Here is a 15320-nt window from a genome sequence, read left to right as displayed (position 1 = left end):
TTACTCGGCAAATCCACTTCATTAATGCTCACTATTTCAAACACAGTCACGCTTCAGGCATGGGAAATTCAACTTACGGCAATTCGCGCTCAAGGTGCTGGCGGCCAGAATGTGAATAAAGTCTCTTCTGCGATACACCTGCAGTTTGATATAAGGCACTCAACACTTCCTGCGGTGTATAAAGAGCGCTTGCTAGCATTAAATGATTCACGCATCTCGAAAGAAGGCGTTATCACCATCAAAGCGCAGCAATACCGCACTCAGGAGCAGAACAAAGAAGACGCACTTAATCGTCTCGCCGAACTGATTCGCTCCGCTAATGTCGTACAGAAAAAACGCCGCACAACCAAACCCACAAGAGCTTCGAAAGAAAGACGCCTAAAAGCCAAAGGAATAAAGTCACAAACAAAATCCTTGCGCGGTAAGGTGAGTCACTAAAATATCCTTAACACTCCCTCAAGATTGAGGCGGTCTACTGGCCTCAAAAAATAGCCAAACTTACCCAGCGTAACTAGTCTTTAGAGAAACCTGCCTTCAGAAGGTTGAGCAGGCACCAATCCTTAACTTCAAATAATTAAAGATAGCTACGCCAGCAACTCATCGATTTATTAAGTGATGAGTTGCTCGTTCAGCTAACACCCAAGCATAGAGTGCAACGAGAGGTCACAACAACTCCCACCACACCTCCTCATGTATAGCCACCTTTTCAAATCGTTCAATTTTCCATATCACATTGGTTGCATTCATCATTTGTGATCTACTGCCTTTCACCAAAATATAAAACCAGTAGCATATGCAAAATTTTTATTTAAAATCCTGTTTTTATTTATATTTATGATGATTATGCAAAGTAAATTATCACTATTTATAAGGCCAAGGTCGTACATAAAAACAGCAATGATAATTACAACGAGGCTAGCTGCTATGACGCACACCTACATAGATCACTTTGGACCAACAACTACACATCATTACTTTAATCCGGGAAAGTACTTGAGCGACGAAGCACTTTTAAATATTTACGATGAGTTACTCTCAATCAATGGACGCGCTAAGAAACCAGTTGATCACAGACTGTTAGATGCTACTGATGATGTAGAAGCGATACGTAACAAATTCCAAAGCATGGTTGTCGGCATCTTGTATAAAGAGCAACAAGTGCCTATCGGATTTTTGGTGAGCCCCATTATTCGCGAAGGTAAGTTAACCGTTGTTCACGCAGGACTCGTTGTTATCGCAGAAAACAATGGAACGAATCTTTTGGCACTCGCTACCGCAGGCTTAGCCAAAGTCATTTACAGAAAATATCGACGAGTCTATACCACCAACATATCTGCAACGCCCAGAATCATAGAAAATTTCAGCCGTTTTACTGTAAAAGGATGGCCTACCGCAGAGTCCAACCAAATCAAACCACCTTCTAAAATCTATGCTCGAGTTGCAGAAGCGCTGATCAATGGTTATGTCAAAAAATACTTCCACAATCCGGAATCCGTTACCTTTGACTCGAAGCGTTTTGTTCTCAGTTCTGAAACCGATGAAATGGGGTTTGAAAAAGACTACCGCCAGCTACCAAGAGCAAAACGCCACAACGTAAACAGCTTTGTTATGACGTGGATTGATACTGAGAAGGGAGAAGACATTCTACAAGTTGGTATATTTAACACTTGGGTTGCATTCAAAACCTGGATTCAAATCAGTCTCTATCGATTGGTTTTAATGGTTAGCTCTGGACCAGCCTATCAAACTAAAGAATCTGTCACTGGACAATCTACCGAAGGAGCCTAGTGATGAACTATTCACGTAACTGGTTGTTCGTCTCGCCTACAGAACAGCAGCAACTAGCCTCTACCAAACTTTTGATCGTAGGCTGTGGAATCGGTGGGGTCGTCGCAGAACTGGCTCTTCGCACTGGCATCCGGCATATTACCATTGCCGATGGCGATACCATTGAGTCAAGCAACCTTAATCGACAAAACTTTACTTCCCACGAGCTTGGTAAGAACAAAGCGTCAGCAATTGGAGACCGACTGACAAAAATAGATGCGACAGCATCAATTAATGTCATAGACAAGTTTCTGGACGAGTCAGACTTGAGGGCACGCATCCCTGAGCATGATTTTGTCATCAATACCATAGACTTTGATGCACCTGAATTCCCTCTCGTTCACCAGATCTGCAAACAGCATAAGAAAGTGGAAATTTTTCCCATCAATTTAGGCTTCGGGTCTGGGATGACATTGCTCGATCACACTACGCCAGGTTGGCTGGAGTACTATCAAGTCGCTCATCACACCGAGATTAAACAGGCTATTCTGATGCACTTGCTCCACTCCGGTGCCATGTCCGACTACTTGGTAAAGAGCGCAGAGACTTACTACGCAAAACAAGTGGAATATGACTCGCAGCTAGCCATTTCTTCATCAATTTCGGCATCAATGACTATAGGTGCTATCGTTGCGATAACCAAAGGTAGCCCCGTTGCCAAATTCCCTCAGTTTCAATACGTCGATGTAATGGCGCCAAAGATTTTGTAGGATGTTCTTCTGATCATTTCGAGACCAAAACTAGTAAAATTCAGTAAAATCCCTCTTCGAAGAGGGATTTTTAACCTGAGCATTAAATATGTATGTCTTGAGGAGTAATTAAGACTCTTCCATTCCATCTCGCCATGCCGATAGCACTTCAATATGACTGGGTTCTATGCCACAACATCCACCAATAATACTAGCGCCGAGCGAATGCCATGTTTTTGCGAACTCTAAATATTCCCGAGGAGAAAAATGACGCATAGCCTGCACGGTGTTATTCGCCTCATGGCTGGTATTTATTGGCGTAAAACTGTTTGCAAACACACCAATCGCTAGCTTATGGTCCAACAGATCAACCACGTTGTTTACCGCTTTGATCGCTTGCTCAATGACCTCTGGAATTGAGCAATTAAAGAATATTCCTCTAGCTTCATTACTCAACAAAAGCTCTACTGCTGATGACACCGACTCACCAGATCGAAGACGAGCTGGTTGATTCACTTCATCCATCAAGGTAAAGGCTACAAAACAAGGTTTATCCGTCTGCGAGAAAACGTCAATGCAAGTGAAGATCTCTTTCATCAAGGTACGAGATTAAACCACAGCTGAAGTACCCTATCTTAGCCGACGACCAGTTTCACATAAGACTCATTCGAGCTTCTCTAGGTGTAATGAGTGATCGACGATATAACCTTGATATCGCTCTAATGCCCCTTCAGGAATCGCGAACGGTAACCCTCCCCAAGAGAGCTGCGGAACCGCTCTTACGTAGGGTAAAACGCACAAGTCTACAAATTGCTGTTGAGTGTAAGGAAATGATATAAAATCGGTTTTCCACTGATTAATATTCGCGATCAACTCTTGGACAGAACGGTGTTCCTCACACCCTGCAAGGAGCTCTGGGCTCGGCAAATAATAGGATGTTTTATACCCTGATGCATGAAAGTCAGTGAGTGCAGCCGCGTTTTTAGATTCTACAATTAGACGTTGCCTGTCTTCCTTCTGAGTAAAGTAGCGGTTCAGATAGCCTACAATAGTTGGGCTCATTTCAGGCGTTAGATTTTTCAGATCTAACCATAAACGACTGCTTATCGGCACAATATCAACAAGTTGATGGAAGTAGAACGCCATTGATGCGTGTTCAGGATAGTGGTAAATATCCAGCGCCTCTTGGTCCGCATTCCAAACCGCATCAAACTCGAATGCGTGATAATACTTAGCGTATGTTTTTGCCCGCTCAGGACTGTTTGTTCGGTGAGCATAAACATGCTCAGGAATACGATAGCGTTCAAAGAACAAAGATAACGCTAGCGGGTCTTCCACGCCGTATGAATCAGCATCTAACTTGCCTTGTTCCAAAATAGTGACAACGGGTAATTGATCACAGCTTGCTACCAACCCCACTTTCTCGACGACTTTACAACTGGAGTAAACGGCAAAAACCCTGATCGGTCTCAACTTATCGAACGTCAGCAAGATAAGAGCAGATGTAAAAATTAAAACATAAATTAATGAGCGTTGAATCTGCATTGCTGCTGCCCCGGATAATAAAACTCAAATGAAAAGTCACTAGGTAAGGTTTTCGTCACACCCTGCACAGAGTAATAGGTGAACTCACTGGTTGACTCTGGTGGCTCTATTTTCATACCGAGTGTTGATAACAAGACTTCAGGAAAGTAAGCACTGTTAAACAGCAGATGTTGATTATCCCGGTAACAGTTAATCACCTCAGACATATTTTTCCCTAGCGAGCCAAAAACAAGGTAAGGGACGGCAAGCTCGTCTTCGATCCGAATAGGTTGTAGCCCATGCCCTTTGCCAATAACTTCACCATGATCGGAAAAGTAAACCAGTAAGCTGTTGGGTTCATCTTTAAACAGCCCAGAAATCAGTGCATCCAGAATCGAGTCTGTGAAATGAACAGAGCTTAAGTAAGCGATTTCAATGGGTGACAGGTCTGAAGTGAGTTGCTGCTTGATGGCATCAAAGTGAGCTTGAGGCAATGCTTCACCATTTCTCACTGAGTAATCAGCGTGCTCGCCAGATAAATGTAGCACAACAAACTGATGCCCATCATCTTTGTTTAGCTGCTTTACCACCGCTTTGGCTGCATCAATATCTCGCCAAAGCTGTCCTGGCTCACCAGTATGGATAACATTATCTGAGGAAGTCGCTACTTTAGCGGTGAACGAGTCCCAGCGAGTGTAGAGTGCTTGAGTGGTAACCCAGGTAGTTTGGTATCCCATCATCCGAGCAACATCAATTAAGTTCACATAAGGCAACCCTTGGTACAACATTTGATTCGCCGAAACAAATGAGAACGAACGAGGGACAGATTCTCGAGTGTTGGGGGCAGGAGCAAAGACACCATCGACCACAGTGACAAGGTTACTGTCTTCGATATAGCGAGCCTTCAGCTTTGGGCTCGAATTTATCTGACTACCGTAGAGAGAATAGGATGCTCTTCGTGAAGACTCCCCAATAACAATGACGATATTAGTAGGAATAGTGAGAGAAAAATCAGGCAATACATGTTCTGGCAAATCTTGCCCATAGCTCAAGTGGCTCTGATAACGCTCATAAAAAGCCAAAGCAGCAACTCTGAAAACATTGTACGCGGGCGTATCCTGATAAAGGTACAAAGTATGGACGTAATCTTCAGTTATCTGCTGTTTGGCTTCAGGGTCAAAGTTCCATTTAAAAACAGGCAAGGCGGTAGCCACAGCCAAAACACTCAACAATAAAGTCATTCGGCGCCATCCCTGAATAGGTAAGTAGGCTTTCCAGAAACAATACAGCCCTATCGCGGTGGATAGAAAGACCGGAACCATGATGTACCAGTTAACGAGTTCAAAATAACCGATAACTTCTTCGCTATGTGTCAGCAGTATTGAGTGGAACGCCCCCGTAGAAACAAGGCCTCCCGTCAGAACTAAAGAAACGATGCTGAACAAGCACGATAGAGCGAATAGAAGCTTGGTCGCCTTACCCAGCCAGCCTTTAAACGTCATAATCAATAACAGTAGCAGCACGCTCATCAGCGCGAAGTAGTAAGTGAATACACTGCTTAACTGCATGGTAAAAACAAGTGGCACTAGAAAAGGAAGTAAACCAACTACGCAGTACAACATAGTAGTTTTATTCATCGCCTTCATAAGCATTCTCCTCTATAACGACTTACGCATTCAATCAATACAGCAGAGAACATGCCAACTACAAAATCTTTAAATTACAATACATTAAGTGGAAAATAGAGTTATCGGGTTAATCTCAAACCTATATTGAGAGAATCATCGCTTTTTGATTCTCATATCAAAAAACACTGTCGAAAACTTAGATATTGAGCTCCCTGCTTAACCAATAGTGTTACTTGTAGAAATTGGATGCCACGGCTCAGCTAGCCGTGGCAAAAGCGTAAAACTATCGCTCTTTCTTACTGTGTTTGCCTTCGAACATCTGATTAATAAACAAGGCTGACAAAATAATGGCGAGCGCTAGCCAAGTATTGCCTTGGACAGACTCATCGGTAAGGAAAACACCAATCAATACACCGACGGCAGGGACCAAATAATTGGTCATGGAAGTGAAAACTGCGCCCGCATTTTTAATACTCATCATATAGAGGTAATACACGACGCCAGCGCATATTACACCTAGGTAAAGCAAAGACATAACTGATGACGTATTCGGGTGAGACTGATTGAGCGGGGCCGTCATCAGGGCGATGACGGTGAGCTGAACACTGGCCATACACAGAACATTACGCGCAACAATAAGTGGGGGCTCACCTTTCACTCGATTAAGTAACAGCAAGGCAACAGCAAAGCAGATAGCAGAGAACACAATCGCTATCGAGCTAACAAGATCGATGCGCCCAGCCCCAGTGGCAAGCTCAGGATAAAACAACACTAACAGCCCGCCGAATCCTACAATCACGCTAATCGCACTGCCTATACTGATTCTTGTGCCTCTAATAAATACAGGAGCAAGCAACAATGCGTAGAAAGGCAATGTTCCCATCAATATAGCCGTAATCGAGCTTGATAACTCCTGCTGTGCCCAAGGTACCAAAACAAACGGAATCGCTGCTTCCAGCATGCCAATCAATGCAAACAGCCCCCATTGCTTGCTCACACTGGTTATACCCGTCATTTTGCATATCAGAGTTAATGTTAGTGCGCCAAGAATAGCGCGGAATGTGCCTATCCATACTGGGTCAAATCCCATTAGAGAATATTTCTGGAACACAAACTGAGAGCCCCAAATAAGACCAATTGTCAGCAGGGTTAAATAGTTTCTAAACATAACGATGGATTACCTAAAATACGTCTTTTTCACTCGGTGTGTATCTTGTCGTTGTTGAGTTAAGTTCATCGGCAATATCGCTTACATCGCTTTAAAAGCAACCGCATCCACCTCTATTTTCATTTCATCAAGCGCCAATCTAGGCACTGGGATCAACGTACTGGCAGGTAAGCGATCAGAAGGCCAGCGCATAAGCATCTCGTCGCTCCAGACTTGCAGTTTTCTTTCATCGTGATCGACGATTAAAACGGTAATTTTTAAAACATCGCCGAAGCTGAGTGTATGAGCCGTCAAGGCAATCTCTAAGTTAGTTAACACACTCCGCACTTGTTGGCGAAAATCTTCACTCAAGCGGTGCTCGACGCCTTCTCCACCACTTTGGCCCGAGATGTAAACAAGCTGTCCATCAGAGGGAGCAGTGACTGTGTGACAAAAGCCATATGGCGTCGGATTGAATAAATCTGAAGGGTTTTCAAACGTGATTGATTTATTTGACATTGTTATCTTCTCAACTTAGTAGGTTCAAATCTCAATCACTGTAAAACCTCAACCAAGATTGAGGTCAAGAGCATTTTTTTAGTCGCAAGCAATGTCCGTTCGATACCGCTAAGATGGGGATACCGATGAACAAACAAAGGCTCTCCTTGTCTGGCTCACCAAGTCTGGTTAAAGACTTTATTGCAGCCCAAAATGTTATGTTATAACATAATATAATATAAAAGATATTAGGGCACCAGAAAATACACGGTTTGGGTGAATGTTATGGAGACAATCGAAACAATGATTGAACAGGCAGAGAAACGCTGCCGGGCAAATGGAAAGCGGCTCACTTCAAAACGCAAGCAAGTACTCACGGCGCTCCTTCATGCTGATAAAGCGCTGTCTGTTTATGAGTTGATTGACTATGCAAAAACTCACTTTGGCCAAACGGTTCAAGCCATGTCTGCTTACCGAATCTTGGAGTTTTTGGAACAAGAGCACTTGGCACATAAGCTCAACGCCTCAAGCAAGTACGTCGCCTGTGCTCATATCCATGACGAGCACGAACATGGCGTCCCCCAGTTTTTGATTTGCCGCCAATGTAACAAGACTCAAGAACAAACTTTAGACCCATCCCTTATTACCAACCTAGAGTCAGATGCCAAGCAAGTCGGATTTAAGGTGTTAACACCGCAACTTGAGATTGATTGTCTGTGCCACGAATGCAGCCAAAGTTCCGATTAACACTCAGTAAACCAGCAAAAGGAGCCAGTTCAGCGTTATGACCTCAATACTAATTAAGAATGCTCATATCGTCAGCGACAGTATCGTGAGTCAAATGGATGTGCGTATTGTCGGTCAAAGAATAGAGAGAATAGCAGCAGATATTGTCGCCTCTCCCAGTGACGAAATTGTCGATGCAGAGGGAAGTTACCTACTCCCCGGAATGATCGATGATCAGGTGCATTTTCGAGAACCTGGTCTGACACACAAAGGGTCTATCGGTTCAGAGTCACGAGCAGCAGTCGCTGGCGGTATTACCAGTTACATGGAGATGCCAAACGTCAACCCTTCCACGACTACCATTGAAGCGCTCGAACAGAAATACGCGATTGCAGCCCAGTACTCCTACGCCAATTACGCGTTTTATCTTGGTGCTACCGAGGATAACCTAACTCAAATACAACAGCTGGATCCAACAAAGCACTGTGGCGTAAAAGTGTTTATGGGCGCTTCAACGGGTGACTTGTTGGTCGAGCACCCGCAAGCATTAGAGCGAATCTTCGAGGAATCGCCCACCTTGGTGGTAACACACTGTGAGAGTAGCCCTATCATCGCCCAAAACAGCGAAAAATTACGGCAATCTCGTTCGGTATTCTCGATTGAAGACCATCCAGTACTCCGTGATGATGCCGCATGCTTTGCGTCTTCATCATACGCCGTTTCATTAGCTAAAAAGTACCGCACGCAGCTGCACGTTCTTCACATCACCACGGAAAAAGAGCTTTCACTATTTGAACCGGGGCCCATTCAACAAAAACACATCACAGCCGAGGCGTGTGTACATCATTTGTGGTTCAGCAATCAGGACTACGCTGCGCGAGGCAACCTGATTAAATGCAATCCAGCGATCAAGTACGCCAGCGACCGAGATGCCTTGATCCAAGCTTTGCACACCAATCAGATTGATATCATCGCTACCGACCATGCACCGCATACCTTGTCAGAAAAACAGGTACCATATGAACAGGCTCCCGCGGGTATGCCATTGGTCCAACATGCCCTACTGAGCTTACTCGATCACGTCGACAGAGGAAGGCTGAGCTTGACTCAGGTGGTCGAGAAAGTATCGCACAATCCAGCACTCAGATACGCGATCAAAGACCGAGGATTTATTCGCGAAGGTTACTACGCCGATTTGGTGCTGGTCGACAGAGACAATTCCACCAGCGTCACTCATGACAACAACTTCTATCACTGCGGCTGGAGTCCATTCGCAGGTCACACCTTTTCGTCGAAGATCCAAAGTACTTGGGTGAACGGCAACAAGGTATTCGACGGGAAACAAGTGACTTTTGAGCCATCAATCGCCAGTGCCCTGTCCTTCACACGCTAAAAGCAGTTCCTATCCACTGAGATATTAAAATGTTAAGAAGAAACCCAAACGGGCATATGCCTGTCGTCTCCGAAACGGCATTCATTGACCCAACCGCCATCATCTGTGGCAAAGTGATTATCGAAGACAATGTATTTATTGGCCCATACGCGGTGATACGAGCGGATGAAGTCAACGCCGAGGGAAAGATGGATCCTATTGTCATCAAGCAGGATACCAATATTCAAGACGGCGTTGTTATCCACTCCAAAGCAGGCGCAGCTGTGACCATCGGCGAGCGCTCCTCTATTGCCCACCGCTCTATTATCCACGGCCCTTGTGAGGTTGGCGATGACGTGTTCATCGGTTTCAACTCGGTCGTTTTTAACGCGACGATAGGAAAAGGCTGTGTCATTCGCCACAACTGTGTTGTTGATGGTTTAGATTTGCCTGAGCAATTTCATGTACCACCAATGACCAATATTGGCGCAGGCTTTGATTTAAGTAGCATCTCTAAAGTCCCGCCTGAGTATTCAGCATTTTCAGAGTCCGTTGTATCAGCCAACCACACCCTTGTGAAAGGGTATAGGAGAATGGCAAATGAGCTCTGAACAACCAATCAAAGCGGTTCCGACCAATATCATTACCGGCTTTCTCGGTGCAGGAAAAACCTCCGCAATCCTCAAGTTAATGCAGTACAAACCGGCTGACGAACGCTGGGCTATTCTGGTTAACGAGTTCGGTGAAATAGGTGTCGATGGAAGCTTGTTTCAAGGCCAACATAATCGAAAAGAGCAAGTATTTATTCGTGAGGTTCCGGGGGGGTGTATGTGCTGCGCAGCTGGGCTACCCATGCAAATTGCTCTTAACCAACTACTTACCGAAGCCAAGCCTGACCGTCTTCTCATTGAACCGACTGGCCTCGGGCACCCTAAAGAAGTATTGCAAGTGCTCTCTTCTAAACATTATCAAGAAGTACTGTCTTTACAAAAAACACTCACGCTGGTTGATGCGCGACAGCTGTCTGATGAGCGATACACGCACCATGATACATTCAACCAACAGATCGCGATTTCAGACACCATAGTAGGTAACAAAATCGATTTGTACCAAGGCGATGAGAAACAGCAGTTAGGCGCTTATGTAACAAAGCTAGGTGGTGAGGAAAAACGAGTGATTTTCGCCGAATTTGGCAATATTCCTTTTGATGAATTTGAGGGACCTACTTTAGCCAACGAAAAAGGCAGTCACCATCACTACCATGCTCAATCAAAACCTCTGGCCGCCGATCTACCAATGCCAGAGAGTGGCATCATCAAAGCAGTAAACGAAGGTGAAGGTTTTCGAAGTATTGGCTGGCGCTTCTCACCAGACAAAGTTTTCAGCCGACAGAAATTGGTATTAATGCTACTTGATCTGAACATTGAACGTATGAAGGCTGTATTCATAACCGATATGGGTGTTTTAGGCTACAACATGACGTCAGACGGATTGACCGAAGTGATTCTGGATGATGGTTTTGAAAGCCGCGTAGAGTTTATCTCGGACAACCTTGACGATGCGATTGAAGCCCAATTAATGGCTTGCGTGATAGCCTAAACAACGAAGTCTCAGAGGGTAGGAAATACACCTACCCTATACACAGTCGCTTTACATTTTTACATGTACTTTTTCGGCCAGTGCCATGGCGATATTGCTGGTACAATACGCACTTTCATTGATGAAGTGTGGATAAACCTCCTTCTCTCCTTGCCAATGCACATCATAGCCTAAAAAGGTAGCTAACAGTGGCTCTCCCGGTTCTACGACCTCAAAGTCCCTACCACAAATTGTCGGATGTACGACTGCTAGACGCATTCCATCATGATCCAATGGGAAAACTACCTCTTCCATGTAGCGAAACGCATCGTATGAAGCACCAGCGATTGCCTTATCTAAGTTGTGCAGTTCAACAAAATCTAATACTGCAGTAAGCATTTGTTTCATTAACTCTAGTGTTTGATACATCAGAGAACCATGTGCTTGAGCCCCTACTTCTATCATGATTCCATATTGCCCTACAGAGCATAAATAAGGTTGCTCAGACAATGGTTTTCGGTCTTCAAACAACACATTCGCTTTCGGCATGCGCTGTTTAATGTAGGCTCCCATCCGAGTATAGAACGGGGCATTGGACAACAAGATCAATGTTGCTCCCATATTGCTAGTCGTATTATGTAAGTCAACAATCAACTGGTTTTCAACCCGAGCATATTCTCTTCGGAAGGAAACCGCTAGTTTCGCTTCTCGTGACTCCTCGACTAAAGCTGCGCTAACAAACTGACGATTGAGATCAACGTCCATGAAACGTACATTTCTCTTCACTGCTTCCGGATTACCGACCACGCTTTTTACTTCAAAGGAAGAGCGCTCAACAGAGTAACTACCAGCTTTGATCAATTTCTGAAGGTATAGCCCCGTCAACTCGTTTCCATGAGTGCCGGCAACAACGAGCACTTGATTCACTTTCTGCACAAATAGGTTCTCAAACAAAAACATTACGTTATAACATAACATTAAACTTTCGTTTTTTGGAGGTTAAAGATCTGGGATTTGAAAGTAGTAGCCATTTGTCGCCATCTAGTCAGCCTGACCTTTGTTGATAACTATATGATTTTTAAAAAATTCCCGTAAGCGGACACTATCCAATCTACGGGGATGTTGCTGACACAGAAAAGGCCAATACCGTGGCCTTTTCTGTGTGTATTTATCTTGACTCTAGTGGATAAGAGCGGTAACTCCACATCCCGTAAGTTCTTAAAGCGTCTCGGTAGATACCAAGTAGCTCACTGTCGCTCACCTTTGCCAATTCCGTTATCGGCTTATCTGGATAACCAACAGTATCAAACGTGATGTCTTGTGGGCCTGTTTGCCAGCTTGCGACTTCAAACAGCGTTTGCCCACGTCGAACATGGCTCGCAGAGCTGATAATAGTGGCGTGTTTAATACCGTGGCGAGCCAGTGCGTAACTGCTGTACAACGCGTTACCAACCGTGCTGGTTGCGTAGTTTTCTTCAATGATACGATCGTTACGCACACCTTTTGCAATCAACCAGTCAGCCATGAGTTTACCTTCCGTTTTATGATTTTTTGGCACACCTCCCGTCAGCACGATCAAAGCATCAGGGTTAGCTTTAGCCATGGCTAACGTCGTTTCTAAGCGCTCAACTAATATATTATGCATCGAGCCATCTGGATTGAGCGCATACCCCAAAGTGACAATTGCACCTTTATCATCCAACAGCCCTTTGTCCGCCATCTCTTTCAGTGGTGTTGCCAACACGCGATCAACGGTTTCAAAAATACGAGCCAAATCGGCTGCTTTACCTGCATTCAAAGATTTCAACTTATCCATATGCTTGTTTGACTCGACGTCATTACCTTTAAAGCGTTGCCAAACCGCAAGGTACGCGTGCAAATCAACATCGTCTGGTGCGACCGACAGTGCTTGCTCGAAAAGCGCTATCGCTCTATCAACATTCTTGTTGTAGATTTGCGCATTTGCCGCTGAAATAAGCAAATCTGTACGATAAGGCTCAAGTTCATAAGCTTCCAGAAGACGGTTAGTCACTATTTCCATATTGCTTGGCATTTTTGCAGTAAAGCCAGCATGAGAGATACGTGACGGCGATTTAAATGCAGTGACCGCATCAGCCAACAATTGATCCACCACCTGGCGTTTCGTTATGAGCTGAGCGTAGTTAGTGGCAGCTTGAACAGTCGTATCATTAGCGGCAAGAGAATAAGGGGCTGCCGTTAGCACGCCACCAAGAGCAAGGGCAATGATGTACTTTTTCATGTAGAGGTCCTGATGTTGTTGTATTCGACCTGAGTCGATTGATTTTTTCGCAGTGTAAATTTACTCTCTGGAAAAACCGTGAACCAAGACTCACTTCATACGCATAACATTGATAGAGCTTTTAAAAAGCGAATTAAAATCACAAATCAACATAAAAAACCATTCTAAATACTAATAATTTCAAGTCATCAAATAACCTACCTAAACTACTCAAAGAGTGTTGATGCAGTAATTCAATCCTCTCTCTGATTGCCCCAAGGAAAGACGGCCGTTACACGATTCTTGCCCGACGGGATGCAATGAGCATGTCGCACGTCTAAATGCAGGAAGTTATGGATATAGACTACAATTTGAATACAAATTTTGACCACCATATTCGTATGCAACTTCTATTTACATCTGGTCGACAAACAGCATGTCGCTCAATTAAATTAAGACAAAAGTGTGATACTGAAAGGGTAAACTGCATGCAGAACAAACACCGATTCGTACCTAATGCTGATATTCGTAATCTGCCTACAGAGCGCCAAAATAATCAGGGCTGCAACCCATGCATATAGGACCAGAATTTCTGCTAGCTGCCATCCGCCAGAAAATCAAAAATGAGGGGCTGTGTTATGGCGAATTGTCTGACAAAACCGGCGTACCCCTCTCAACCATAAAACGGCATTTGCACAATCCTGCTCTGGGTTTGGATAAGATCCTGATGTACACCAACCACCTTAATAGTGATCTGATGGAACTGACGCAATTGGCGGTTCAACTCCAACGAGACAACGAGCAGTTTCTCTCTGATGAACAAAATGCCCTCTTTGTTGAACACCCTTACCTTCTCGACTTTATCTACCTCATCACCTCACGCAATCAAACACCGCAGCAAATTGCCGAGCAGTATCAACTCTCAGATACCAGCCTGAGATTTTATCTAAGCATTGCTGAAATCCTTGGATATATGGAAGCAAATGGCGACAAGATCGTGTATCGCTCTGGTCGCCGTTTTATCATGGAAGAAGGCACTGCGCTCGATACCTTATTTAAGCGACGCTTCGAAACGATCTCGATGGAAGACTCCACAATTTCTCAGGTTTGTCAGGCACGAGTGCGTTTGACGCAAGAACAAAGTCTCAAACTGGAACAGGAGCTGGACCGCAAAGTCAGTGAGATGCACGCGGCAAATTGCGCCAACGAAGAAGGCGAGTTCACCAATGTCCTATTTCGAATGACACCTGGTCAACAGATCTATTTCTCTGACGGATTGCCAGAAATAAATGGAGAGCTGCTTAAACAAGTGTCTAAAAAATTCCGTAGCCGCTAGGATCAGAAAACATGAACAATCACTATCATCCACTTTCTATGACTCTGGATTCATTATTGGATTTGTTTTTGCTCATCATCGTTTCGTAAGACCATCAGTCGATTGTTTATTCCAACCGAAAGATCGCTTTTCTTGTAACAGTCCCCTTATAAAATGGGGAGTTACTTGTCTTAAAAAACATACCCTACACTGGTAATATTGATCTAACAAATAACTCAGAAAAACCAATATTATCGACGGCTATATTGGTTTGGAATCTTCAAATTATGAAATCTCTCGCTATTTTAATCGCCACTTTTTCCCTAACAGGCTGTGTCACCACACCACAATTTGAACAAGACATTACAGGTCAATGGCAATGTTCAGCAGACGCAACTTTCGAACTCGCTAACCTCAGGTACAGTGATCGTGTCCATTACTATAACAATGGGTTCTATGAAAAGGACTCTGTGGTGAAAGTCACCAATTTGAATACTGACATCACTTATAACATTAATGTAACCAGCAGCGGAAAGTGGATAAAGCGTAACACTTCATTGCTCGAGGTGATTAATAATCTAGAGACCACTTTTTCAGACAATACACCCGAAGAGTTTCAGGAAATTTTCACTAATACACTTTCCCCGACAGTGACACAAAAGTGGAAATTGAGCGCAGTGAATGAAAATAACATTTCAATGACGACGGAATCGGGAGACCAACTTTTTTGTCAGAAAGGTTGACGGAAAAGAGTAAATAAACTGATTATTTACTCTT

General features: G+C 44.1%; 16 protein-coding genes. 9 read left to right on the top strand and 7 right to left on the bottom strand.

Features of this window, described 5'->3' with window-relative positions:
- Positions 1–24: 24 nt before the first annotated feature.
- The 3 genes from arfB to TW84_RS12200 all read left to right on the top strand — a co-directional run bounded on the left by arfB (position 25) and on the right by TW84_RS12200 (position 2537).
- Entirely contained in the window at positions 25–438 is a 414-nt protein-coding gene (gene arfB, locus TW84_RS12210; RefSeq protein WP_045975961.1) for an alternative ribosome rescue aminoacyl-tRNA hydrolase ArfB, read from the top strand.
- A gap of 486 nt (positions 439–924) precedes the next feature.
- On the top strand, positions 925–1788 hold the full coding sequence (locus TW84_RS12205; protein WP_045975909.1) for a hypothetical protein: 864 nt from the start codon (positions 925–927) through the stop codon (positions 1786–1788).
- Between the two features lie 2 nt (positions 1789–1790).
- A complete protein-coding gene (locus TW84_RS12200) occupies positions 1791–2537 on the top strand; it encodes a ThiF family adenylyltransferase (RefSeq protein ID WP_045975908.1) in 747 nt (248 codons plus the stop codon).
- Between the two features lie 108 nt (positions 2538–2645).
- Here TW84_RS12200 and TW84_RS12195 read toward each other — a convergent pair whose 3' ends face one another.
- The 5 genes from TW84_RS12195 to TW84_RS12175 all read right to left on the bottom strand — a co-directional run bounded on the left by TW84_RS12195 (position 2646) and on the right by TW84_RS12175 (position 7334).
- On the bottom strand, positions 2646–3113 hold the full coding sequence (locus TW84_RS12195; RefSeq protein WP_240478173.1) for a homocysteine S-methyltransferase family protein: 468 nt from the start codon (positions 3111–3113) through the stop codon (positions 2646–2648).
- 66 nt (positions 3114–3179) lie between these two features.
- A complete protein-coding gene (locus TW84_RS12190) occupies positions 3180–4061 on the bottom strand; it encodes a hypothetical protein (RefSeq protein WP_045975907.1) in 882 nt (293 codons plus the stop codon).
- Complete coding sequence (locus TW84_RS12185) at positions 4040–5686, bottom strand: phosphoethanolamine transferase (RefSeq protein ID WP_045975906.1); 1647 nt, start codon at positions 5684–5686, stop codon at positions 4040–4042. Before TW84_RS12185 ends, TW84_RS12190 begins: the two co-directional genes overlap by 22 nt.
- A 265-nt stretch (positions 5687–5951) precedes the next feature.
- Complete coding sequence (locus tag TW84_RS12180) at positions 5952–6836, bottom strand: DMT family transporter (protein WP_045975905.1); 885 nt, start codon at positions 6834–6836, stop codon at positions 5952–5954.
- An 81-nt stretch (positions 6837–6917) separates the two neighbouring features.
- Positions 6918–7334, bottom strand: a complete 417-nt coding sequence (locus tag TW84_RS12175; protein ID WP_045975904.1) for a RidA family protein — start codon at positions 7332–7334, stop codon at positions 6918–6920.
- Positions 7335–7598: 264 nt separating this feature from the next.
- On the opposite strand from TW84_RS12175, the gene TW84_RS12170 reads away from it, so the two are divergent.
- From TW84_RS12170 to TW84_RS12155, 4 genes are read left to right on the top strand one after another with little or no spacing between them, the layout of a single operon-like run.
- Complete coding sequence (locus tag TW84_RS12170; RefSeq protein ID WP_045975903.1) at positions 7599–8060, top strand: Fur family transcriptional regulator; 462 nt, start codon at positions 7599–7601, stop codon at positions 8058–8060.
- A gap of 37 nt (positions 8061–8097) precedes the next feature.
- On the top strand, positions 8098–9432 hold the full coding sequence (locus tag TW84_RS12165) for a dihydroorotase (RefSeq protein WP_045975902.1): 1335 nt from the start codon (positions 8098–8100) through the stop codon (positions 9430–9432).
- Between the two features lie 29 nt (positions 9433–9461).
- Complete coding sequence (locus tag TW84_RS12160) at positions 9462–10022, top strand: DapH/DapD/GlmU-related protein (protein ID WP_045975901.1); 561 nt, start codon at positions 9462–9464, stop codon at positions 10020–10022.
- On the top strand, positions 10012–11010 hold the full coding sequence (locus TW84_RS12155; RefSeq protein WP_045975900.1) for a CobW family GTP-binding protein: 999 nt from the start codon (positions 10012–10014) through the stop codon (positions 11008–11010). The genes TW84_RS12160 and TW84_RS12155 overlap by 11 nt, the downstream gene beginning before the upstream one ends.
- A gap of 51 nt (positions 11011–11061) precedes the next feature.
- Here the strand turns inward: TW84_RS12155 and TW84_RS12150 are convergent, their stop codons facing one another.
- Together TW84_RS12150 and TW84_RS12145 are read right to left on the bottom strand one after the other, a co-directional pair.
- Positions 11062–11925: an aspartoacylase gene (locus tag TW84_RS12150; RefSeq protein WP_045975959.1), complete on the bottom strand. Its 864-nt coding sequence runs from the start codon at positions 11923–11925 to the stop codon at positions 11062–11064.
- Between the two features lie 232 nt (positions 11926–12157).
- Positions 12158–13249, bottom strand: a complete 1092-nt coding sequence (locus TW84_RS12145; protein WP_045975899.1) for a YdcF family protein — start codon at positions 13247–13249, stop codon at positions 12158–12160.
- Between the two features lie 550 nt (positions 13250–13799).
- Between TW84_RS12145 and TW84_RS12140 the strand changes: the two genes are divergently transcribed.
- Together TW84_RS12140 and TW84_RS12135 are read left to right on the top strand one after the other, a co-directional pair.
- Positions 13800–14564: a hypothetical protein gene (locus TW84_RS12140; protein ID WP_045975898.1), complete on the top strand. Its 765-nt coding sequence runs from the start codon at positions 13800–13802 to the stop codon at positions 14562–14564.
- Positions 14565–14830: 266 nt separating this feature from the next.
- A complete protein-coding gene (locus TW84_RS12135) occupies positions 14831–15286 on the top strand; it encodes a DUF2147 domain-containing protein (protein ID WP_045975897.1) in 456 nt (151 codons plus the stop codon).
- Positions 15287–15320: the final 34 nt, after the last annotated feature.

It is taken from the genome of Vibrio neptunius, assembly GCF_000967495.1.
GTDB classification, from domain to species: domain Bacteria; phylum Pseudomonadota; class Gammaproteobacteria; order Enterobacterales; family Vibrionaceae; genus Vibrio; species Vibrio neptunius.
Note: the sequence above shows the minus strand (reverse complement) of the source record. Positions and strands in the feature narration are given on the sequence as shown.